The organism is Brevibacillus ruminantium (genome assembly GCF_023746555.1).
Classification (GTDB): Bacteria; Bacillota; Bacilli; order Brevibacillales; family Brevibacillaceae; genus Brevibacillus; species Brevibacillus ruminantium.
The window spans coordinates 1,952,667-1,975,441 of the sequence record NZ_CP098755.1; the positions used below are offsets into that span (position 1 = coordinate 1,952,667).

22 protein-coding genes and 1 riboswitch are annotated in these 22,775 nt (G+C 49.5%); of the genes, 14 read left to right on the forward strand and 8 right to left on the reverse strand.

Annotated elements, in window-relative coordinates:
- Positions 1-36: 36 nt before the first annotated feature.
- On the reverse strand, positions 37-849 hold the full coding sequence (gene pdxK, locus NDK47_RS09530; protein WP_251874586.1) for a pyridoxine/pyridoxal/pyridoxamine kinase: 813 nt from the start codon (positions 847-849) through the stop codon (positions 37-39).
- Between the two features lie 352 nt (positions 850-1,201).
- The gene (locus NDK47_RS09535) at positions 1,202-1,372 is read right to left on the reverse strand and encodes a hypothetical protein (RefSeq protein WP_251874587.1); all 171 of its coding nucleotides are present in this window, start codon (positions 1,370-1,372) and stop codon (positions 1,202-1,204) included.
- Between the two features lie 218 nt (positions 1,373-1,590).
- Between NDK47_RS09535 and NDK47_RS09540 the strand changes: the two genes are divergently transcribed.
- The 3 genes from NDK47_RS09540 to NDK47_RS09550 are packed head-to-tail and all read left to right on the forward strand — an operon-like array spanning position 1,591 to position 5,305.
- The gene (locus NDK47_RS09540; RefSeq protein ID WP_251874588.1) at positions 1,591-2,292 is read left to right on the forward strand and encodes an ABC transporter ATP-binding protein; all 702 of its coding nucleotides are present in this window, start codon (positions 1,591-1,593) and stop codon (positions 2,290-2,292) included.
- Positions 2,293-2,317: 25 nt separating this feature from the next.
- On the forward strand, positions 2,318-3,763 hold the full coding sequence (locus NDK47_RS09545) for an ABC transporter permease (protein ID WP_251874589.1): 1,446 nt from the start codon (positions 2,318-2,320) through the stop codon (positions 3,761-3,763).
- Positions 3,764-3,784: 21 nt separating this feature from the next.
- Positions 3,785-5,305 carry a permuted SH3 domain-containing protein gene (locus NDK47_RS09550; protein ID WP_251874590.1) on the forward strand — a complete coding sequence of 507 codons (1,521 nt, stop codon included), beginning with the start codon at positions 3,785-3,787 and terminating at the stop codon, positions 5,303-5,305.
- Positions 5,306-5,379: 74 nt separating this feature from the next.
- Here the strand turns inward: NDK47_RS09550 and NDK47_RS09555 are convergent, their stop codons facing one another.
- Positions 5,380-6,153: a class I SAM-dependent methyltransferase gene (locus tag NDK47_RS09555; RefSeq protein WP_251874591.1), complete on the reverse strand. Its 774-nt coding sequence runs from the start codon at positions 6,151-6,153 to the stop codon at positions 5,380-5,382.
- 238 nt (positions 6,154-6,391) lie between these two features.
- Entirely contained in the window at positions 6,392-6,928 is a 537-nt protein-coding gene (locus NDK47_RS09560; protein ID WP_251876088.1) for a GNAT family N-acetyltransferase, read from the reverse strand.
- A 205-nt stretch (positions 6,929-7,133) separates the two neighbouring features.
- Positions 7,134-7,318: riboswitch (Lysine riboswitch) on the forward strand.
- An 86-nt stretch (positions 7,319-7,404) separates the two neighbouring features.
- Here NDK47_RS09560 and dapD point away from each other — a divergent pair.
- The 5 genes from dapD to NDK47_RS09585 all read left to right on the forward strand — a co-directional run bounded on the left by dapD (position 7,405) and on the right by NDK47_RS09585 (position 11,844).
- A complete protein-coding gene (dapD, locus tag NDK47_RS09565; protein WP_251874592.1) occupies positions 7,405-8,115 on the forward strand; it encodes a 2,3,4,5-tetrahydropyridine-2,6-dicarboxylate N-acetyltransferase in 711 nt (236 codons plus the stop codon).
- Between the two features lie 13 nt (positions 8,116-8,128).
- Positions 8,129-9,340 carry an aspartate aminotransferase family protein gene (locus NDK47_RS09570; RefSeq protein WP_251874593.1) on the forward strand — a complete coding sequence of 404 codons (1,212 nt, stop codon included), beginning with the start codon at positions 8,129-8,131 and terminating at the stop codon, positions 9,338-9,340.
- A 4-nt stretch (positions 9,341-9,344) separates the two neighbouring features.
- Positions 9,345-10,499: an N-acetyldiaminopimelate deacetylase gene (locus NDK47_RS09575; RefSeq protein WP_251874594.1), complete on the forward strand. Its 1,155-nt coding sequence runs from the start codon at positions 9,345-9,347 to the stop codon at positions 10,497-10,499.
- A gap of 264 nt (positions 10,500-10,763) precedes the next feature.
- A complete protein-coding gene (locus NDK47_RS09580; RefSeq protein ID WP_251874595.1) occupies positions 10,764-11,360 on the forward strand; it encodes a hypothetical protein in 597 nt (198 codons plus the stop codon).
- A 121-nt stretch (positions 11,361-11,481) separates the two neighbouring features.
- Positions 11,482-11,844, forward strand: a complete 363-nt coding sequence (locus NDK47_RS09585; protein ID WP_251874596.1) for a DUF4912 domain-containing protein — start codon at positions 11,482-11,484, stop codon at positions 11,842-11,844.
- Positions 11,845-12,089: 245 nt separating this feature from the next.
- On the opposite strand, the gene NDK47_RS09590 is transcribed toward NDK47_RS09585, so the two are convergent.
- Positions 12,090-12,518, reverse strand: a complete 429-nt coding sequence (locus NDK47_RS09590) for a DUF1885 family protein (RefSeq protein ID WP_251874597.1) — start codon at positions 12,516-12,518, stop codon at positions 12,090-12,092.
- Positions 12,519-12,706: 188 nt separating this feature from the next.
- Here NDK47_RS09590 and NDK47_RS09595 point away from each other — a divergent pair, with 188 nt between their 5' ends.
- The 5 genes from NDK47_RS09595 (at position 12,707) to NDK47_RS09615 (ending at position 17,088) form a co-directional block, all read left to right on the forward strand.
- Positions 12,707-13,231 (forward strand): MarR family winged helix-turn-helix transcriptional regulator, encoded by a 525-nt coding sequence (locus tag NDK47_RS09595; protein WP_251874598.1) that lies wholly within the window; start codon positions 12,707-12,709, stop codon positions 13,229-13,231.
- A 123-nt stretch (positions 13,232-13,354) separates the two neighbouring features.
- The gene (locus NDK47_RS09600) at positions 13,355-13,654 is read left to right on the forward strand and encodes a DUF3055 domain-containing protein (protein ID WP_251874599.1); all 300 of its coding nucleotides are present in this window, start codon (positions 13,355-13,357) and stop codon (positions 13,652-13,654) included.
- 104 nt (positions 13,655-13,758) lie between these two features.
- A complete protein-coding gene (locus NDK47_RS09605; protein ID WP_251874600.1) occupies positions 13,759-14,559 on the forward strand; it encodes an alpha/beta hydrolase in 801 nt (266 codons plus the stop codon).
- 169 nt (positions 14,560-14,728) lie between these two features.
- On the forward strand, positions 14,729-14,854 hold the full coding sequence (locus NDK47_RS09610) for a GapA-binding peptide SR1P (protein WP_251874601.1): 126 nt from the start codon (positions 14,729-14,731) through the stop codon (positions 14,852-14,854).
- A 116-nt stretch (positions 14,855-14,970) separates the two neighbouring features.
- Positions 14,971-17,088, forward strand: a complete 2,118-nt coding sequence (locus tag NDK47_RS09615) for a TolB-like translocation protein (protein WP_251874602.1) — start codon at positions 14,971-14,973, stop codon at positions 17,086-17,088.
- Positions 17,089-17,134: 46 nt separating this feature from the next.
- Here the strand turns inward: NDK47_RS09615 and NDK47_RS09620 are convergent, their stop codons facing one another.
- Positions 17,135-19,135 (reverse strand): dihydroorotate dehydrogenase, encoded by a 2,001-nt coding sequence (locus NDK47_RS09620; protein WP_251874603.1) that lies wholly within the window; start codon positions 19,133-19,135, stop codon positions 17,135-17,137.
- A 100-nt stretch (positions 19,136-19,235) separates the two neighbouring features.
- Positions 19,236-20,705 (reverse strand): aminotransferase class I/II-fold pyridoxal phosphate-dependent enzyme, encoded by a 1,470-nt coding sequence (locus tag NDK47_RS09625; protein ID WP_251874604.1) that lies wholly within the window; start codon positions 20,703-20,705, stop codon positions 19,236-19,238.
- A 164-nt stretch (positions 20,706-20,869) separates the two neighbouring features.
- Here NDK47_RS09625 and NDK47_RS09630 point away from each other — a divergent pair, with 164 nt between their 5' ends.
- The gene (locus NDK47_RS09630) at positions 20,870-21,832 is read left to right on the forward strand and encodes an NAD(P)H-dependent flavin oxidoreductase (protein WP_251874605.1); all 963 of its coding nucleotides are present in this window, start codon (positions 20,870-20,872) and stop codon (positions 21,830-21,832) included.
- A 119-nt stretch (positions 21,833-21,951) separates the two neighbouring features.
- Here the strand turns inward: NDK47_RS09630 and NDK47_RS09635 are convergent, their stop codons facing one another.
- Positions 21,952-22,599, reverse strand: coding sequence for a YktB family protein (locus NDK47_RS09635; RefSeq protein ID WP_251874606.1), 648 nt, complete (start codon positions 22,597-22,599; stop codon positions 21,952-21,954).
- Between the last annotated feature and the right edge of the window lie 176 nt (positions 22,600-22,775).

Sequence of the window (22,775 nt, forward strand, 5' to 3'; positions counted from 1 at the left end):
CTTTTCAAAAAGTGATGTAAGGGCATAAAACCGCTCTTATTTTTGAAGCTTGCGATACGCTCCGTGGTTGGTCGGGCCTACATATTGATTCAGCTTGAACGAGTGGCGAATCGCTTCTGTGATAAACTCCTTGGCGATGTTGACGGCATCGCGCACGGATTGTCCTTTTGCCAGCTCGGCACAAATCGCAGCGGAATACGTGCAGCCTGCGCCATGGGTGTAGGTCGTGTCGATGCGCTCGCCTTCCAGGATGTCAAACTGCGTTCCATCGTAGAGCACGTCGATCGCTTTTTCGTGCTGCAGCTTGCCGCCGCCCTTAACCAGCACGTATGCTGCGCCCTTGTCATGGATGCGTTTGGCCGCTTCCTTCATGTCTTCAACTGTTTTGAGTGCCCCCATCTGGCTTAGCTGACCCGCTTCAAACAGGTTAGGGGTAACCACGGTTGCCCGGGGTACCAAGACATCACGCAAACAGTCAGCGTTTTCTGGATGCAAGACTTCATCTGCCCCTTTGCAGACAAGCACGGGGTCTACAACGACGTTTTTCAACTGGTACTGATCGATCTTTTTGGCTGCCAGCTCAATCAGTTCCGTTGTTCCCAGCATCCCCGTTTTCACCGCATCAACACCAATTCCGGAGAGGACGGTCTCGATTTGCTTCTCCAGCGTGCTCAGTTCGATTGGAAATACTTCGTGAAACCAAGAGTTGTGCGGGTCTTGGGCGACGATGACAGTCAAAGCGGTCATCCCGAAAACACCCAATTCCTGGAAGGTTTTCAGGTCGGCCTGGATGCCTGCACCGCCGCTCGTGTCAGATCCTGCGATGGTCAATGCTTTTTTCATGGTCATGGCGCTGTCTCCCTCTGTTTCGCAACCATTTGGTGCGGTGGAATCGTGGTCGATAGGAGAAAAAAGAACGAGACCTATCGACGATAAGTGCAACTAGGGCTCCGCCAGATCACTGGGCAGAGTCAAGTTTTTCTACTACCTTTATTGAAGAGGAAAAAAAGACTGGTGTCAATAAGAGCCGGGACAAGAAACGTATAGGAAATGTTTGTGAGGATAGCTTGGCAGACTGTGGCTGTTCTTCACGCCGCCGCTTCGAGAGCAGGCATGAAAAAACCGCTGATTCCATCACGGAACAGCGGTTTTCAATCGAACGGGCCCAGCAGCCCTAGCCATATCGTATATCTGATTTTGGTTAGACGGATGTAATGTGATGAAAAGAGAAACGGATCGGAGCGGACATGGCTTTCGATCTGGTGGAGGCCAGCTTTCTTGCTTCTTTGGCTGCCTCAAACATGCTGCGTGCTTTGATGACTTCAACCCATTGACGTGTAGCCGTCTCAAACATAAAGCGATAGATGTTCATCTTCACTCTGCCCTCTCGTGTTTTCTTTCACAATCTTATTGTAGCAGGTTTCTGGAATCATATGGTTACGGGATTATTACGTTTTCTTGAAGAACTTGTTTCTAACTTGTGAAAGAAATCTTCAGAAATATATTTGTTACGTTTTTCCTCCTTCTTCGTCTATATTAAATGAATTGATTCTTCCAAATATGTCAAAAGCAAATGAGGTGTACACAAAAATGGCTAACGGAGAGGGAGAATTGACGGTAGAAAACGTCAACCACAGCTATGGGACAGGGAAAATCAAGGTTCCCGTTCTCTTTGATATCAATCTCCACATTAATAAGGGAGAGTTTGTCGCGCTGTGTGGTTCGTCAGGTTCTGGTAAATCAACGCTTCTCAATCTGCTTGCGGGGTTGACCAAACCGGAAGAGGGAAAAGTTTTTGTCAGCGGCTCAGAAATTTCCCGGTTTAACGAAAATGAACTTTGTTTATTCCGCCGCAAATGTATGGGCTTTATCTTTCAGTCCTACAATCTGTTGCCTGGACTGACGGCCCTGGAAAACGTAGAGCTTCCTCTGATTTTTGCCGGGGAAAGCAAAAAGAAGAGACGGGCGAGGGCCACAGAGATTCTGGAAAGAATGGGGCTTGATGGGCGGTTGGATCACCGTCCAAATGAACTCAGCGGCGGGCAGCAGCAGCGTGTCAGTATCGCCCGTGCGCTGGTAAATAACCCGAGCATTGTTCTCGCGGATGAACCGACGGGGAACCTTGATAGCAAGACGGAGCAGGAGATTCTGGATCTGATGAGACGGATGAACCGGGAAAGCAACACAACATTTATTATCGTTACGCATGAGCAGGAAGTGGCCGAGCAGTCCGACCGCGTCGTTTATCTGCAGGACGGAAGAGTCGTACAAAGGCGAACCAGACCGGCGTGATCGAGGGGTATGAGGTGAAACAAACGTGAAATTATTGGACTCTTTTCGGATCGTGTGGAGGAACTTGTGGCGAATGAAGCTGCGTACCGTTCTTACCTCGGTAGGTGTGATGATTGGTACGGCTGCGATTGTCTCCATGATCGCGCTCAGTTTAGGCTTGAAGGAGAACGCTGTAAAAAGCCTGGAGAACATTGGGAATCTGATGGAATTGAACGTGGAACCCGCTTATTACATTCCGGAAGAAGACCGAATCATCCCGGATGATGAGCGGAAAAAGCTGAACATGGCTGCCGTACAAGAATTAAAAGCCATTCCCGGTGTAGAAGCAGTCATGCCGATCAAAAGAATGTGGGCGGATGCGAAGCTGAAGGTCGGCAGGCGCGAAGGCTACGTGGAGATGGTTGGTGTCGATGTAAAAGAGTCGTCCGCTTACCGAAAAAATGATATTGAAAAAGGAAATTATTTGACCGGCGCACCGCAAGAGGTGGTTGTATCCTACTTTGTGCCCCGAGAGATGCGTGACGTGGAAAAGGAAAAGCGTGAAGCACGCATGAGAAATGCCAACAATTCCGGACAGCAGGACCCATTCGCAGGCTCCAGAAGAATGAGGATGGGTGGAGACGAGGAAGGCCCTGCTCCGTTTGATATCATCGGCAAGGCAGCGACGATCACTCTGACCCGTGAATACCGGATCGATGATGACTTGAAGCTGGAGAAAAAGGAAGTCCGGGTACGAGTGGTTGGACAGTTGCAAAAATCTGAGAATTGGCGACAAGGACGAGCCGTGTATGCTCCTCTCTCCCTGATCAAGGAAATGGATGAGTGGATGAACCGAAGCCGGGGTGACGAGGGTGGCAGCTCCAGACGTAATCGCGACAATCAACAAAATGAGTTCGCGTTCGACGAAATTACGGTCAAGGTAGCGTCGCGGGACATGGTTGAGAGCGTCGTATCCGATCTGAAAAAACAAGGATACGAAGTATGGTCGCCTGCCCGTGAGCTGGAGCAAATCAACAAGTTCTTCTTTGTAGTTCAGATGATTCTCGGTGGAATTGCTGCGATCTCGCTGCTGGTTGCGTCGATCGGGATCGTCAATACGATGATCATGTCCATTCTGGAGAGGACAAAAGAGATCGGTATTATGAAGGTGATCGGGGCTACCGTCTACAATATTCGCTGGCTGTTCTTGATGGAGTCTGGTTTCATCGGGCTGATTGGCGGTTTAATGGGCCTGGGGATTGCCTGGGGAGCTGTGGAGCTGGTCAACTACTTCGGCGCATCAGGGGGTATGATGGATGGTTTCTTTGGTCCACCCGGCGGCGGAGATGAAATGGGTACGCTAGCCGTTATCCCGACATGGCTCGCCCTGTTTGCAATCGGTTTTGCGTTCATTATTGGCTTGTTGGCAGGTATTTTCCCTGCTTTCCGCGCATCCCGATTGAGTGCTTTGCAAGCGATACGATCTGAATAACGAAATGTGGGGTTACAGAAGATGAGTAAAAAGAAAAAATGGATCATCATATCAGCTGTTGTGGTGCTGTTGGGTGGAGGAAGCGTATTTGGTTATACCAAACTGAAAAGCAATGATACAGCCGGGGAGCAAATACATGAGGAGGCGCCTTCTTTCCCATCCGTTGCCGCTGAGATGGGGGAAGTCAGCAAAACGATTTTCTCCGCTGGTACGGTAGAAGCAAAAGCGCGTGAAGAAGTGAAGCCGGAGATGAGCGGAAAGGTTGAACGCGTTTTTGTGGAAGAAGGGCAGCAAGTAACCAAAGGAGCTCCGCTTTTCTCCGTAGACGGCACAGATGCGGCGCTGGAGCTGCAGAAACAAGAGCTGAATATCATCAGAGCGCAAAAGGATCTGACGGAGATCAAGAACAAAAAGGATAAGATTCTCTCGGATAAAACCGGGAAGATCAAAGAGGTGCTGATTAAAGAAGGCGATCAGGTAACACCGGATACCATTGTCGCCAAAATGGTGAACACCGATTTCCTGAAGATCAAAGGGAAATTTTCCGCTTATGAAGCCGAGCAGTTAAGGGTAGGTCTACCAGTAAAAGTATTTCTCGTGGCCTCCCTCTCCTACGTCGACGGAACGATTACCAAGATTGACTTGACGGGCGCCAAGGAAAAAGGCGTCGGTGGTGTCCATGATGTAGAGGTTTTGGTCAAGAAGCCGGGTGCTATTTACGTAGGGGATTACGGAGAGGTGCAATACACGAATGCCAAAGGTGTTCTGTTCGCCAGCCAAATCCCGACTCCATTTGAGAATCCGGATGATATCGACCTGTTGTCGGGAACACATGGAAAGATCGGCAAGGTGGAGATTGAGGCTGGCGATGAAATCAAAACCGGTCAACTCATTGCCAAGATGGATATGACCTCTCTCGATCTGGAGATGAAGGAAAAGGAACTGGCATTAAAAGAGTCACAGCTGACATTGGAGCAAAAACGTCGGGATATTGCCAAAAAACAAGTGACGGCACCTATCAGCGGGGTCGTTACCAAGCTGAATGTATCTGCTGGGGAAACACCGGATGGCAGCAAACCAGCAGTCGTGATCATGGATACCAGTGCGGTATACTTTGTCGCAGCGGTAGATGAGATGGATATTCCATCGATCAAGCTGGGACAGAATGCCGAGGTGTATGTCACCGCATTTGGCAACAAACCGTTCGTCGGAAAAGTGGTAGAGGTGCCGAAAGAAGGGACCAAGGAAGACAAGACTGTTCGCTTCGCCGTGAAAATCGAGCTGTCCGATACCAGCGATCTGAAACACGGAATGACAGGGGACTGCGATATCTACGTGGATAAGAAAGAAAATGTAGTCAGACTTCCTCTGCAAGCCGTAGAGGTTTTGGAAGAGGGCAAGGGTACGGTCATGGTGAAAGACCCCAATAGCGGTGAGCCGACACCAAAAGAGGTGGAAATCGGCATCGAGGGGTCCGAGTATGTTGAAATTATTAGTGGATTGGCTGCCGGCGACGAGGTCTTGTTGACCTTCGGCGGTTGATAGATAGAAACACTCAAGAACGCCCGGTTTGCTGTTCATCGCAGCAGCCGGGCGTTCTTTTACAAGCAAAAGCGCTATGGATTGGCCGGTTTGATCGCGGCGACTCTGATCCGTTTATAGTCAATGACCCAGGTGCCGTTCTGATACAAATACGGACGGAGCTGAGTAGCAATCTCCCGATAAACCTCCGCTTTTTCATGATCTTGCATCGAGACAAAAAAAGGGGCACAAAAAGCATTGAGCCAGTGTGCGATACCGCCTTCCCCATCGGGCAGTGGCGTGGGCCGGTCAAACAACTGGGCAAATGTGACCGTAAACCCATGCTGCTCCAACAAAGCAGTATAGCTGCCGATACTGGGAAAATACCACGGCATTCGCTCCTCTGCATCCACACCGATGGCAGCCAATACACGTTTCAGTGCCATTATCACCTGCGCTACATTTCCAGCACCTCCGAATTCTGCAACAAAGCGTCCGCCGGGCCGAAGAGCGAGCCAAATGCTTTCGGCCACCTTCTCCGGTTGCTTCATCCAATGCAAAGCCGCGTTAGAAAAAACAGCGTCAAATGATTCGGATGTACGAAAATCGTGAGCATCAGCTACGGAAAAGGGCAGATGGGGATATTTTTGACGAGCAGCTGAAATCATTTCCTCAGAAAAATCAATACCCATCGGCAGAGCACCTGCAATTGCGATTTCCTGGGACAGGTCGCCGGTCCCGCAGCCTACATCGAGAATTCTTTCCCCGGGCTTTGCGTCAAGCAGGTCCAAAATTCCTTTTCCCAAGATCGAAACAAAACTCATCTTTCTGTCGTAAAGCTGAGAATTCCATGGATTCTTGTCGCTCATCAAAATCCCTCCTTGGTTTGTTTTTACCAGCACCAAGGGAATTAGTCAAATCTATAAAGAATATAAAATCAATAGTTTTTACCTATACACGTGTCTAGCTGCACTGGAAGCGTATGCCAAGGAGTGTCTGCGAACACAGTACTTTCTCCAGAAAAAATCACCGAAACGGACTTGAGGTGGGACAGATCACGTGGCATTCTGGACCGCCCATGCGAGAAGCAGAGATCGTCTGTGCCTCTTACTCCTCGGCCGTTCGTGCAAAAATCAGGTGATCCTCCCACACTCCGTTGATTTGCAGGTATCGAAGGGAGAGCCCTTCCTGTCTGAAGCCGTTTTTCAACAAGACCTTGATCGAGCCCAGGTTATGAGGCATGACAGCAGCCTGTACCCGATGAAGCTGGCCTTCCGTAAAGGCAAACCGAACGACCTGACCGACTGCTTCCGTCATAATCCCTTGGCCGTTGTAGCTTTGATCAAGCAAATAGCCCAGTGTGGCGTTTTGCCAAGCACCGCGAGACACATTGGAGAGGTTTACCCGCCCGATCAGGATGCCGCTTTCTTTTGCAAAGATGCCAAAGGAATACCCGGTACCATGAAGAAAGCACCGCTCTGCCTCTTCCAATTGGCGGGCCTGTTCTTCCAGTGTGAAAAAGGAAGCGGGCCGAATTGGCTCAAATGGCTGTAAAAAGTGCTGGTTTCTCAGGCGGAGCGCAAGCATGGCAGGTGCATCGCTGATGCGTAAGGGTCGCATGGTAAAAGAGGATGCTTCATACATCACGGAGGACCTCCTCGTATGGAAAAATGGACAGGATGGACAGTTTATCATGTATGAAGGCACTTGGAAAGAGGAAATAGGGAAAGGTTTCTCGGCATGGGAGCGAGGAATTAAGAAAACTGTAATTCGGAATGAATCAACAGTTGTCACGAGGTTTGGAATCTGTTACAGTACAAAAAGTAAAAGGGAAATAACTTCATATTGTCTTCTAAATAGAGGAGCGCTGCGGATCAGTATTTCTTTTCATCAACGTTGGGGAAACGGAAAAGAAGGAAAGGCCAAAGCGCCGAAGTTCTGACCGCATTCCCGTCGGCGGCAGAACTGGGATGCCCGTGAACAATGGTCATCCTGTCACGGAAGTATACTCTTTCGTGGAGCGCTATTTACGATTGCTTGCCTGGTATCAAAAGCAATGAGTATAGCGTCTGCACTCATTGCTTTTTTACATTCATTTTCAACTGTGGAGGAGAACTGCTATGGACATGATGAATGCAAACGAAATTATCTCGTATATCCAGAAGAGCGAGAAAAAGACACCGGTGAAGGTCTATATCAAGGGGGAAGTGGACAGCATTGATTTCGGTCCCAGCTCCAAGGCGTTTATCAGCGGCGGAACGGGTGTCGTCTTCGGAGAATGGAAGGAAATCCAGCCCGTATTGGAACAGCACGCAGACAAAATTGCGGATTACGTGGTGGAAAACGACCGTCGCAACTCGGCCATCCCTCTGCTGGATACGAAGAACATCCAGGCGAGAATCGAGCCGGGCGCGATTATCCGGGAGCAGGTAAGTATCGGAAACAATGCGGTTATTATGATGGGGGCATCGATTAATATCGGAGCCGTCATCGGTGAAGGCACCATGATCGACATGAACGTCGTCGTTGGCGGTCGCGGCACGATTGGTAAAAACTGCCATATTGGAGCGGGTGCGGTCATCGCAGGTGTAATCGAACCGCCATCCGCTCTGCCTGTGGTCATCGAAGACGATGTGGTCGTCGGGGCCAATGCTGTCATTTTGGAAGGCATTCGCGTCGGAAAAGGTTCTGTGGTAGCAGCAGGAGCCATCGTTATCGAGGATGTACCGCCGAACGTCGTGGTTGCTGGCACACCAGCCCGCATTATTAAACAGATCGATGAAAAGACACGCTCCAAGACAGAGATCAAGCTGGAGCTGCGACAACTCTAAGGGAGAGATAGGCATGGACTGGCGTTCTCTTGATGAACATTACATCGTCTCCACATATAAAAGACTGCCGATCGCGATCGCCAAAGGGGAAGGCAATTATCTTTATGACACCGATGGAAAGGGATACCTGGACCTTTTCACCGGACTTGCTGTTAACATCCTGGGCCATTCGCATCCCCGCATCCTCCGGGCACTGCGGGAACAAGGCGAGAGTTTTCTCCATATTTCCAACGTATTTCTCAATCCGCCGGCGATCAAGCTGGCGCAAAGACTGATTGAACGAACCATTCCGGGAAAAGTCTTCTTTACCAACTCCGGTGCCGAAGCGACAGAGGCAGCGATTAAGCTGATTCATAAATGGACGGTGTCCGAGGGAACGGGCAGAGCAGGAGTCGCAGTTATGAAAAACAGCTTTCACGGCCGGACCTTGGGTGCCCTGCGACTCACCAGACAGCCGCATGTGTATCAGGATTTTCCGCAGCCTGCCTTTCCTGTGTACGAAATGGATGCAGAGGATTTGGAGCAGCTGCGCGTTGTGTGCAGGGAGCAGAAGCCGGCTGCCGTCTTGATGGAACCGGTTTTGGGCTCAGGCGGTGTTGTCCCTCTCTCGGAGGCGTATCTGAAAGGCGCAGCAGAAATTTGCAGGGAAACCGGCACCCTGCTTGCGATTGACGAGATTCAGACCGGTATGGGGCGGACCGGTACCCTGTTTGCTTACCAACAAGCCGATGTTATACCCGACCTCATTTTATTTGCAAAAGGGGCGGGGGGAGGTCTCCCGTTGGGCGGCGTGATTGCGGGCAGCAAGCTGCAGGATTTGTTCAAACCAGGTGATCACGGTACAACATTTGCCCCTTCACCGCTCTCTGCTGCACTTGGAAACGCGGTATTGGACGAGCTTTTGGACCCTGCATTTGACGAGCATCTGCGCGAGGTGATTGCCTATCTCTGGAATGGTCTTGAAGAGCTTCGGACGAGATTTCCACAGCAGCTTCAGTCACTCCGCGGAAAAGGCATGATGGTGGGAATTCCGCTCAGCGTCTCGCCGGAAGATACCAGCCGTCTGCAACAAAATCTGCTTGGGCAGGGGATTTTGGTAGATGTAACACAGAAAACCATTGTCCGCCTGCTGCCTCCGCTGACACTGAAGCGGGAGGATGTCGACCGTTTTCTACAGGTGTTTACCAGTGAAATAGAAAAGCTGCCAGCGGGAAGGGAGGCGTAGAAAAGTGACATTATCGACGTTTGCCCGAATTCGCAGAGATTTACACCAGATTCCCGAGCCTGGATTTGCCGAGTTTAAAACACAGCGCTATCTTTTGGACTATCTGGAGCAGCTCCCTGCCGAGCGTATACAGATCAAGACTTGGAAAACAGGAATCCTCGTCAAGGTGGCGGGCTTGAATCCGAAAAAGCTGATTGCTTGGCGTGCGGATATGGATGGACTGCCGATCACGGAGGAAACCTCCTACGACTTTCGTTCCACCCATGAAGGGTTCATGCACGCATGCGGACATGATATGCATATGGCGATTGGCCTGGGGATTTTGACACATTTTGTCCAGAACCCGATCGCCGATGATCTTTTGTTTGTATTTCAGCCGGCAGAGGAAGGACCAGGCGGTGCTAAACCATTGATGGAAAGCGAGGAGTTTCGCGAGTGGCGGCCTGATTACATCTTCGCCCTGCATATCGCTCCGGAGTATCCGGTCGGCCATATTGCCACCAAGCCGGGCATTTTATTTGCGAATACCTCAGAGCTGATGATCGATCTGGTCGGAAAAGGGGGACATGCAGCTTTTCCGCACAAAGCCAACGACATGGTCGTAGCCGCCAGTCATTTGGTGACACAGCTGCAGTCCGTCATCTCGCGAAATATTGATCCACTCGATTCTGCAGTGATTACGATTGGCAAAATTGAGGGCGGGACAAGACAGAACATCATCGCGGAGCGAGCCCGCCTGGAAGGGACGATTCGCACGTTTTCCATGGATTCGATGCAGCGGGTAAAAAGACGCATCGAAGCACTGGTCAAAGGGCTGGAGGCCGGATTTGAGTGCGAAGCCCAGATTGACTATGGCTGCGGTTATGCACAGGTGTACAATGATGAGAAGCTGACGCTTGCATTTATGGACTGGATGCGTGAAAAGCAGCCGGATTACACTCTTGTCCACTGCTCGGAAGCGATGACGGGAGAAGATTTTGGCTTCCTTTTGGGAGAAATCCCCGGCTTCATGTTCTGGTTGGGGGCAGATACGCCATATGGTCTTCACCACAGCAAAATCGAGCCAGATGAAGAGGCCATTCAGGTAGCAATAGACGTTGTTACAAGCTATTTTTCGTGGCTGTCCAATCAAAAAATGCAGCTTGTGTGTTCGGAATAAATTCCCCATTTGCCAAGAAGAAAAACGACCCGTTTGCGGTCGTTTTTTGTGTAAAACTCACCTCCTTGCTGCTGCAGACCATTATCCACAAGGAGGCAGGAAAATCCAGAAAAGGGCTACTGTGGATTTTGTGGATATTGTGGATAGTGTTGAAAAAACTTCTCCGTTTACCACAACTATTTGACCCCTTAGGCGTATAAATTTATGGGATGAAAAACGGAAGCAAACAAGCGCATAGGCGCAAACATATTGGAGGTTTGAGTCATGAAAAAAACGTGGTTGTCTGCCCTTCTGGTGCTGGCAGTTGCAGGTGTGGGGAGTAGCACGGCCTTGGGTGAAGGTGCGTTGCGAATATTCCTGGGCGGAGAACGGATTGTGAGTGAATTGCCAGAATCCACATCAGCTTCGATGGAAGAATTGATTAATCACATGGGTGGATTTGTTCAGTACGATAAACGATCGGGAAAAATGGAAATTATCAAGCCCAATGTGAACGTTCTGATTTTGGAGGGCGTACAGAAAAGCCGAAACAACAACGTGGTGTTTAGCAACCCAATCAAGGGATACAGTGACAAAGATGTTCCTCGTACCTTTAACGTTTTTTTCGAGGTAGATGAAGCCCCTGTAGCCAAGGATCTGCGAATGCAAGTAGTACTGATCGGTCCAGATGGAAAAGAAGTGGATAAAAGTGAGACCTTGAAGCATTCCACAGTAAACTACAACAGCTTTTACTTTAATGTCCCATTTATTTCGACAAAGCTAGAGCAGTATGGCACTTATAAAGTACAAGTTCAAATGAAAACAGAGAATTTTGATCAGTTCATAACGGTTGGAGAAAACAGCTTTATTGTCGGGAGATAAATTATCGGGCTTGGATGCGTTTCCATAATTCCGCCAAGCATGATATAATGGGTGCAAATCCTTATCATTTCATTGAAGCAGCTGTAAGCAAGTACACGAGAGAAAGGAACGATGGGAGCGAATGGAGACAAATCCCCCGCGGTCATCCACGGACATTGACGGCCCGAGTATTCAAATCGCCTGGAAAGATGAGCAGTCTATTCTGGCAAAATGGCATATGACAAAAGAGTTTGAGCAGGAAATGGAGCGCAAATACGCCATTCCATTTGCTGAATTGCCATTCGTACTCCGCCTCTTTGATCTGACGGACCGCAACGAGATTCGTAATGACGGCACTGATCTTTATACAGATTTTGACATTAACCATCGATCCTCTGAATGGATTTTGTACGGAGTCACCCAAGGATTGCAGTATTGCGTAGATTTGGGAATCCGGATGGTTGATGGAAGATTTTATTCGCTGTCTCGATCTCAATTGATTTGATCGACGTACGCATGAAGCAAGGCTCTCCAGCAGGAGAGCCTTTTTTTGCATTCTTTCAAGGCATGTTCCGTTGCTTGTCGAGTAAGCGCAGTGCGACCGCCAGTACCGCCCAGACGGATATTTTTATGTAAAACCAAACTGCAGGGGGAATCCATTGATGTGCTTGCATTGCGAAAGGGCGATAATTCAGAGAATAAAAACAGCCGGCTGTACGCCGACTGTTGTTTGCAAGTGAGAGATGAAGGTTATGGTTTGCGTGGTTGGAAGTATTGAACGCGATTGTTGAACAAATGCAGCTCTGCTTTATAAGTGCGTGCCAGATAGCGGCAAAACTCATTTGCCTTGTTTTTGTCGCCATGAGTAGCCGATTCCGGCAGAGATACTTGGATATACGAATGCTCTTTGCCGTTTTTCTCACCTTTGCCTACTCCGACAATAATGGCTTTGTAGGTACTGGGATCTTTCCCGCGAAGCAGCACCCAAGCATCTTTGCCCTCGGGTCGTTCTTCGATGGTATAAGGGAAAGCGGCATCGGCATAAGTCCAGCCGAGCTGTTGGCCCGTTTTCTTGGTCATGTCGACATAGTGCTGCAATTTTGCCTTGACATCATCCAGAGAGGTTTCGCTGGCAGTGGAACCATCGACTAAATATATGTATGCTGACTGCAGATTCACGTTTGCATTCACTCCTAGTCCCGGAATCTCCTTCGATTTAGTGTAGCATTCCTGCCACTCTTTGGCAATGTATCAATCAAGAGGGAAAACAATTGCGAGTTTTTTCAGAAAAGTGTAAAATGTATTTACGATTTTGTAGCGCGGTACAGCTTTAGAGGACGACAAATGGTAGTGGAGGGGAGAGCAACATGCAGGAGGTTTCGATTCGAAATATCTATGAAACACTAAATACCATGCGTGCGATAGATGTTGTGAATAAAGAGGACTGGGAGAAGGCGGCGAAAGAAGCCGAACTGGATTCGTCCGTACAACTGAATATTCTCTGGATCATATACTGTTACGAAGGAGTCAGGGTTACTCAAATCGCCGAATGGACATTTTGGCATCCTTCCTCGATCGTGATCCACATCAAAAAACTGGTGGAAAAAAACATGGTGATGATCGAAAAATCGGAATCAGACGGCCGCGTGGTCCACGTATACCCGACCCGAAAAGGAAGAGAAGTGATTGAGATCAGCAGACAGAGAGTCCCTTCGATCTTTCGTCTCACATATGCACTGGAGAAGCTGGAGGAAAGGTACAGTCCAGCCGTTGTAGAACTGTTCTTTGAATGCCTGTCATTTGTTGCCCAATCTCTACACGGAGCGGAAAAAGTGCGCTGGATTCAGGAAGGCGAAGACCGTGTTCCGGAGCGGCATTCCATGATTATTTGAGCACCATCCAATTTCTGTATGTAAAAATGAAAACTGGAAACCTCCTCGGAGTTATGTTATAATGATAAAGTATCCGAATATTCGTAATATCTCGGATCATCATATCCAGAGGAGGGATTGCTGATGGAACGCTATGACCACTTGTATGACGTCGCCGAGAATGCCAATGTACGTTTTTTCGGTTTCGTCACGGAACGGACCCGACATGATTTCGGAATCGTTTACACGAACAAGTTTTATGGAAAGCCATTGGTCATCTGTATGCAGACTGGGCAATCTACCCTTCTCGCTTCCGATGACGCGGTAAACCCCGAGTATCTAAAGAAGATTTTCCGCTTGGATTGCACGGAAGAAGCAGAAATGTTGGCGAACTTTTTCCAGGATTGTTTACCGTCCTTGCCCTTTGAAGAAAATCAATACTAACGGATGAGCAGAAGTACGCTTCTGCTCATTTTTTGTGGAGAAAAACAAGTATCTGACATCTGGCCACGATTCGTGGTATCCTGCAAAAAAAGGAGGGAGATCCGATGGACTGGTATTCACATAAATGGCCGGTTGAGCAGCCGCGTGCGTCTGTCGTCTTGATTCATGGAGCAGGAGAGCATCATGGCAGATACACCCACGTGGCAGAAGCGCTGAGGGAAAATGGTGTGGAAGTGATTAGCGGCGACCTTCCGGGATGGGGCCGTTCCCCTGGCAGGAAAGGGCATATTGAGCAATTTTCGCAGTATCTCGCTGCCGTAGAAGAGTGGGTTGCACGAACGCTTGAACAGGCAGCAGGAGGACGTCCGGTTTTTCTGCTGGGCCACAGTATGGGAGGACTGGTCGCAGTCCGTTATCTTCAGAGTTTTGACCGAAACGGGCAGCTCGCCGGCGTGATTCTCAGCTCTCCTTGTCTTCGCCTGAAAATACCTGTTGCCCCCTGGAAGGCACGTTTGGCCGGATGGCTTGACAAAAGCTGGCCGACACTGCGAATGGCCAGCGGGATCACGCCTGAAATGGTCACCCGGGATCCGCAGGTACAAAAATCATATGAAGTCGATCCCTGGCAATACCCGAAGGTAAGTGTGCGCTGGTATCAGGAATTGCATCGGGCGATGGAGGAAGCGTGGCAGAATCAGAAGCAGTTGACCCTGCCTGCACTCATCATGCAAGCAGGTGATGATGAGTTGGTCGATGCGGATGCGGTCGAGCGCTTTGTTGCTGGATTACCGGGTGAAGTCGCGTTTCGCAGATATCCCGGATTGCGGCATGAACTGCTGAATGAACCGGAGAAAGAAGAAATTATGGCATGGATCATACATTGGATGAGAGAGCATGGATTGTAAATGTGACATACTAATAGAATTAAAAATATACACCATTTTCTGTTGACACCCACAATATGACGTATTATTATTTGAAATAAGATGATGAAAGCGAAACCATCTGTGTGGCAAGCAACAGAGGGTGACAGCGTAACGATCTGCAGAATCAATGTCAGGGGGATTGCGCAAAATGGGGACGATCGTATGTCAAGGCTGTGGGCAGATTATCGCGCATTTTGAGAGCAATCAGGTGAAGACACTTTATGGTGTATGCCAAACTGATTGCCGGCACAAAAGCAAATCAGAGAAAAAATAGAATGAATCGTTAGACCACAGACGCTTGTCGAAAGTGTCTGTTTTTTTTTGACAATGCTTTCCGGATAGAGGATAATAGATAAGAATGAAAATTGTTGAACGAGGGGGAATATTTTCATGAAGCGAGGACGCATCCGGGGATTGATGGCAGCAGTATTGCTGGTAACTTCCCTGTGGGGCGGAACATCGGCTTTCGCCGCAAGTGAAATTCGAGTCGATGCGGCTCAACCGTCTGTATCCAGTGCAGGAATTGACGTTTCCCATGATTATGCGGTTTGGATCGTATCGGGAGAAAAAACGATTACCCTGTATGACATTCACAATCGATCCGAGAGCAAAATCGGGGACAAATCTTCCGGGAAGAAAGAACCCAGAGTAGACGGAAAATACGTGGCTTGGATTGATGACCGCCACGGTGATGGGGATGTCTATCTTTATGATATCGATCGGAAAAAAGAGACAAGGGTGACAACCGGAAAGGTTAGCGCGGAACGACTTGATTTAGCGGAAAACATGCTTGTCTGGTCAGATAAACGTGATGGCAACATCTATCTCTACGATATCAAGAACGGTACTGAAAAACGAGTATCCTCCAGCGGCCGTGCCACTAATCCGACAGTATCCGGCTCCTATGTAGCGTGGGAAGACAGACGTGATAGAAACGCAGATATCTATTATTACGATATCAGCAGAAACAAAGAATTACCGGCAGTTGTTGAATCGGGGGATCAGACCAACCCATCCATTTACCTGGATGAGATCGTCTATGAGAACCACAAAGGCAGCGAGGTCAATATCTATCTTCACGAGATTGGCAGCACCAGAGACAAACGACTGTCGGATGACTCCGGAGATAACTTGCAGCCGCAGATTTACAGCAATACCTACATGTACACAAACAATAACAAATTGTATTTCGGGAAAGTCAGCCGAGCAGATGCCAAAGTGATCGTCAAGGATGTCTATCACAGAGTCGCACCGCGTATGGCTGAAGATTATATCATTTTTATCAAAAGAGACGATGACCAAAATATGATGGTCTATCTGTATGATACGGATGAAGACGATCTCGTTCAAATCGGCGGAATGGCGGGTGAGCCGACGCAGCCAGCCGGTGATGATCGCTATGTTGTCTACATAAACGAGGCTCGCAGAGAGGCGAGTGTCGTTCTCCACGATCTGAAGAACAAGAAAAGCAAGGTGATCAGCAAGGCCAACACGCAGGCGAGCCGTCCGCTGGTTAGCAGCCCCTATGTCGTCTGGTATGATGAAGACGATGAGACGCTGATGTCATACAACATTCGTACGGGCAAGCTGGAGAGAGCTGTAGACCGTAATGCATCTCCGGACTACAAAATGTATGAGCTTGCAGGAAATAAACTGCTCTGGGTCGACTACGGCCGTCGTTACGATATTATGCTGACCGATTTATCTACTGGCAGGACAACAAATCTGGATTCACTCCGGGATGAACCGCTCAGTCTTGACCTCAACGAAAACTACGCGCTGTGGGTACATGGCGGTTCTCGTGACGCAACGGTCATCCTCTATGATTTCGACCGCGGTCGCGAAGAAGAAGTTCGTAGAAATATCGAAATCGAAGGCGCAAGTCTGGGAGACGATTTTGTGGTGTGGAGCGAATACTCCAACTCGACCCGCTCTTACGATCTGTTCTATTATGACATCGATCGTCAGCGCACCAATCTGGTCCTCCGTTATAACGATAAAGATCAGATCGAACCGCAAGCATCCCGAAATGTGATTTTCTTTAAGGACAATCGCATGTCCAACAAATCGACAGATTACTATTACGAACTCTATGACATGGACAGCGATTCCTATTTGGACGAGTTGTGGTCTGAGAAAGCCAAGGTGGATCAACCTCGTATTGGCGGAAACCGACTGGTTTGGATTGATAACCGAAATTCCACACCGGCTGTCTACACCAGCGAATTCGACAGACCGCGTTATGACGATGATGACGATGATGATGACAACGGCGGGGTACAGCCTGGCGATTACAGAGATTATAAATTGATGGCTGCCTTGCAGGATGATGATTTTATCGACGAAATCGTTCGCTATGATCTGTCCAAACTGTACTTTGTATTTAACACAGGCACTAGCAAAGAGAAAAGCATTCTCTTTATGACAGGACTGAACGATACAGATCTGCTTTTCGATTTGATCGAGCAATCTCCTGTCGACCAAATTGTGATCCGAGCATATAAGTGATAAGAAAAGCAGGCAAACGGGACATTCCCGAATGCCTGCTTTTTTCTTACCGTACATCAGTGTCCCGGCGTAGCTTCGGTAGACAAAAATACGGATAGGTGAGCGCAAGGGCGAGTAAAAAAAGCAACGCGCCTACATATGCGGGCAGCAAATGAAGAAAGTCGGTATACCCCACAGCGAAATGAATGCCGATTCCCGAAGTGAAGCCGGGCAACCCCCCGAGAAACAATGCCCACCAGACCCAAGCCTCCCCCTGGCGAAATCCCCAGAGGCTGATCAAAAGCACAGCGATTCCCACAGAAAACAGGGCGCCGCCAAATCCGGCCCGATCGTGGGCGATCAAAGGAATCAGGCGGTCATTATAGGCTGCTAAAAGTTCAGGAGTGGCACATAAAAAAGCCAAATCCTGAGGGACGAATACATGGGTAATGCCGATGAGCGAAATGACCAGCCCCGCGCCGGTCAAACCGCAGCCGATGATGACAAAAAGGAGCTGTCCCCACAGACTTCTTCGCCAGTCCGCATCATTAAAGACTTGTGGAGGCAGACGTGTTAGCTGTTTATCCGCTGATTGCGTCAAGGACAGCAAGAAGAAGGGGAGTAACAACAGGGCTAAAACGGCGTGCAAGATATCAAAATAGCCGTACCCGATAAACAGAAAAAAGCTGAGAAATCCAATTGTTCCGGATGCCAGCAATGTCTGTCTTGCCCAGTGCAAGTGACGGCGTAAACCAAATCCAGACAACAGGCTATAGAGGACACCGATGGAGATCATCGTGCCGGCCAAACTGATTCGATCATGGGACATAAACGGCAAAATCTGCGGGTTGGCCAGGGCAAGCTCATCCGCGCGCATACCCAAAAATGCCTCATCATAAGGAAGGACGACACTGGTCACAGCAACCAGGAGAGCGAGCGCTCCCCCTGCGATCATCCCGATCCCAAGCAGGACACCGGCAAGCCAGCGCCAACTGTTTCGCAGTGAGAATGTCGACGAAGCCTCTGTCTTAATCTGCTCTGGACAGGTGTTTTGCCATACAGCTTCATTGATCCGTTTGGGGAGGCCGGGGCCGGAAAAGACCAGGCCACTGTGAAGCTGTACAAAATCAGCTCCGGCTCGATAAAAATCGAGTGCATCGGCCGGTTCGATGATCCCTCCAGAACCGATGATGGGCATATCCGGATACCGATTGCGAATCCACTGAACCAGCGCAATGCTTTTTTCTTTGGTAGGGCCGCCCGTGAGATAACCATGGCACAGATGATGATTGGGTGTGTCCTCCGACGCACTTTGAGAAGACGATGTAGCCGGAAGGCCGCCTGAAACCAGAACACCGGCGATCCCTGCCTGCAGAGCGGACTCCAGTAGGCATTCTGCATCTTCTGGTGAGATGCCGGGCGTCAACACAAGCAGCATGGGGACGGTAGTTTCGTGGGAGAGCAAAGCGAGGTGCTCCCTCCAACCTGCCTGATCCCAGCCATCATGGAGACATTGCTGGCTTGTATCCAAAGTAAAGAACTGGCAATAGGGTGAAAGCATCTCCATCATTTCCCTGCGCTCCAGTGCTGCTTCCTGCGGGGAGGAGCCCGGTTGAAAAGAAAGTCGCGCTCCGAGCGGAACATCTACCCGCTTGCTTTTTTTAAGACGTTCAATTAGTTGCTTAACACCTGTATTCGCCCTGGGAACGGGATAAAAGAGAGAGGCCTCTTGTACATGCCGAAGGATCGGTTCCGCTTCTGCGATTGCATCCCTGGTTACGGGGCCCAATTCCACATAGCCAAAGCCAAATTGCGACAAAGCAGACAGTGCCCGGGCATCTGGGTCAAGTCCTGCCCCCAGACCGACAGGAGTTGAAAAGGTGATTCCCCAATGCTCCCGCCCAAGTTCAGCAGGCGGCTTCATATGCCCCATCAGTTCAATGATTGAAGGGCCTCCGGGACATTTTGCCAGCGTCCCAATCGCATTCAGTGTCAATTGCCGGGCCACTCTCGCTGGCAGAGAAAAAAGAAACGGACGGAACAGCGTTTGATAGGACCAATCAGGCATGGGTATAATCCTCCAAGTATTCCCACTTTTCCTTATCATATCAGAAAACAGTCGACCAAAGAAAAACTGCCGCTCCACGAAAGGGTCGGCAGTTTTATTATCAAGAGATGGCTGTCTGGCGCTTGACGACCTTCACAGTTTGCAGCGTTTCATCCTCTGGTCCCTGTACGGGAAGGCCTACGCGGATATTCTCTTGAATATAGGTAATATTTTCTTCGCTGATCATCTCTCCCGGCAAAAAGATCGGGATGCCTGGAGGATAGACCATGATGAATTCCGTAATGACACGTCCGACGGCTTCCACCAAGGGAATTGTCTCCGTTTCCGCATAAAAGGCATCGCGCGGAGTCATGGACAGGATGGGAATCTTGGGCAGGGCAATCGTAGGTTTATCCTCTGCTTGAGCGTGAGCAAATTCTACAGAAAGATCACGCAGCGCATGAACCAGCGCCTGGATGGATTCCTCGGTATCTCCGGCTGTCACGAAGCAAAGTATATTGTACAGATCGCTCATCTCGACCTCGATATTGTATTTCGAGCGAAGCCAGTTTTCCACTTCCCAACCCGTGATGCCCAGATCGCGAACGTGAATCAACAGCTTGGTCGGGTCCATGGCAAAAGTAGCGGGTGTTCCGAGAATTTCCCTGCCGACACAGTGAATCCGCGGAATTTCATTGATCATCTCCCGTGCCTTATTTGCCATCGTCATCGCTGTATCGGTCAGCATTCTGCCGTTGATGGCCATATGCTGCCGGGCCATGTCCAGAGAGGCCAACAGGATATACGAGGTTGAGGTCGTCGTCAGCATGCTCATGACAGTCTTGACCCGATCCACGTCAACCAATCCTTCGCGGACGTTCAGAATCGAGGTTTGGGTCAAAGAGCCGCCCAGCTTGTGTACGCTGGTAGCAGCCATATCCGCACCTGCTTGCATGGCGGAAATGGGAAGCTCCTCGTGAAAATGAATATGCACGCCATGTGCTTCATCCACCAAGACAGGTATTTCATAGTTATGGGCCGTACGCACGATTTCCCTTAGATCTCCTGCGATGCCAAAATAGGTAGGATTGATTACCAGCAGTGCAGCGGCATCGGGATGTTTTTGCAACGCTTTCTGTACAGCCTTCACGGTAATCCCGTGAGAAATGCCCAAGCGCTCGTCCATCACTGGATGAATAAAAATAGGGATCGCTCCAGCAAAAATAATGGCAGCCATTATCGATTTGTGGACATTGCGAGGGACGATAATTTTGTCGCCAGGGTTGCAGGTAGCCATGATCATAGCCATGATGGCACCGCTTGTTCCCTGCACGGAAAAAAAGGTATGATCAGCGCCGAACGCTTCAGCGGCAAGCTCTTGTGCTTCCTTGATCATTGCCTTGGGATGATGAAGGTCATCCAAAGGGGCAATGTTGATGAGGTCAATCGACAGAGCATTGTCTCCCATAAATGTGCGGAAATCCGGGTGCATGCCCATGCCCTTTTTATGACCAGGGATGTGAAATTGAATGGGGTTCTTTCGAGCGTGCTCCAGCAACCCGCTAAACAGAGGAGTTCTCTTTTGTCTCATATGATCGCCTCACTTTGCAAAAGAAATAAAGGGTAAAAAACAAACAAATTGAGTATAGCAAAATGAAGGGGGAAAGCAAGCGAATTTTTCATCCAAAATTGATCGATCGGGCAGGAGTTCTCCGCTTGGCCGAGAAGTGAATGAGTGTGTGAGGTGAAGCCCTTATGAAAACAAGAGTAACGGAACTTCTTCAGGTAAAGTATCCAGTCGTTCAAGGGGGATTGGCCTATCTGGCGTATGCCGATCTGGCTGCTGCTGTCTCCAATGCAGGCGGCCTGGGACAAATTACGGCTATGTCTTTGCCCTCTCCCGAAGCCTTGCGAGAAGAGATTCGCAAAATCAAAAGTCTCACAGACAAGCCGTTTGGCGTCAATTTTGCCATCGGTCAGCACGGACGTCCCTATGAATCGATGCTGGATGCGGCATTGGAGGAAGGCATCAAGGTGATTTCCGTAACGGGAGGAAATCCCGAGCCACTGATCAGGCGAACAGAAGGTCTTGATGTGAAAACGCTGGTGCTGGTAGCTTCCGTTCGCCAAGCGCAAAAAGCCGAGTCAATCGGGGCGGATGCTGTCATGGCTGTGGGCCAAGAAGGTGGCGGCCATCTCGGACGAGACGACATCGGAACTTTCGTGCTGATCCCGCGTGTAGTCGATTCTGTCCGCATCCCTGTGCTGGCAAGCGGCGGGATTGGTGACGGTCGAGGCATAGTGGCAGCGCTTGCACTTGGTGCGGAGGGAGTGGAGATGGGGACGCGGTTCATCGCGACGGAAGAGTGCGTTCACGCCCACCCTGCTTACAAGAGTGCTTTGATCAAAGGAACGGAGCATGACACGACCGTGATCAAACGAACGCTGGGAACACCTGCGCGAGTCGTACGAACTCCTGGTTCTGACCAGATTTTAGAGCTGGAGGGCAAAGGGGCCGGCTTTGAGGAATTAAAACCGTACATCAGCGGGGAACGTAATCGCCGGTTCATCTACGAAGGTGACGAACAGGAAGGCTTCGGATGGGCAGGACAGGTTATCGGTCTTATCGAGGATGTCCCGCGAGTGCAGACACTGTTTGAACGCATGTTCCGCGAGGTTGAGGAACGGCTGGCTTTTCTCAACCAAAGTATGGAATGACAGTTGGAAATTTTTTCAGTAGTCGCGGATGACGGGGATGAGGTAGAAAGTCAAAAGAACAGGCATGCGCATTTCAGATGAAAGCGGACCTGTTCTCTTGCATATACCTTCAATAATCCCTACCGAGAGGCGCTGACGGTGCCCTGCTTGCCGAGCTGGTACAGCTTGGCGAGAGTCGAAAACGTTTCATCCATTCGCTTCAGCAGCTTGTCACCGTCACGAAGTAGGGGATTATGCCGATCAATCGTAAACCCACAAAGGAGTTCGGCTTTTTTCACACGCTGCAGTCTGTCGATCATCTGCGCTACTCCTTCCCGTCCCAAGACAGCTTGAGTGGTGCTTTCCGGTTGCATATGATCCGGTGACCAGCGGAAATCGTCGGGAATGGTCGCCATGATTTCATCCAGATGCTCGGCCATAGACTGGCTAATCCCTTCCTTAAAAGGCGATTCATAGATGACAGCATACCAGACGAACAGATGAGTTCCCCACAAGCCTACCTGAAAATGTGGGTGTTTCTTGTATCCGCGTTTGTCACCAGCCCAAGCCACCCAGGTATCATTGGGAGGATTCACAGTTCTTCGTGCATGCTTGGCTACGTGAAAAAACATCTCTTCTCCGGTTAAAGCAGACAGGGAGGCAGCGAAATGCTGACCGAGGAATTCCAGCTTGGGACGAATCTGACTGATAATTCCCTGCATTCGGTCATCCAGGCCCTCAATTGAAAATACATCAAAATCTTTTTCATGAAATCCTGTAAAAGACATGGTTATCTTTCCACCTCGTATCTGGCGTTATGTAGGGAATCGCCCGTATAAACGGGCGGATATCTTTGGCAAAAGAGCTTGGAATCCTCCATATAATAACATAAGACACCAGCAAAAAACATGACGGAGAAACGAATAGCAAAAGCGGATGGAGAATAATATGATATACCACTCAC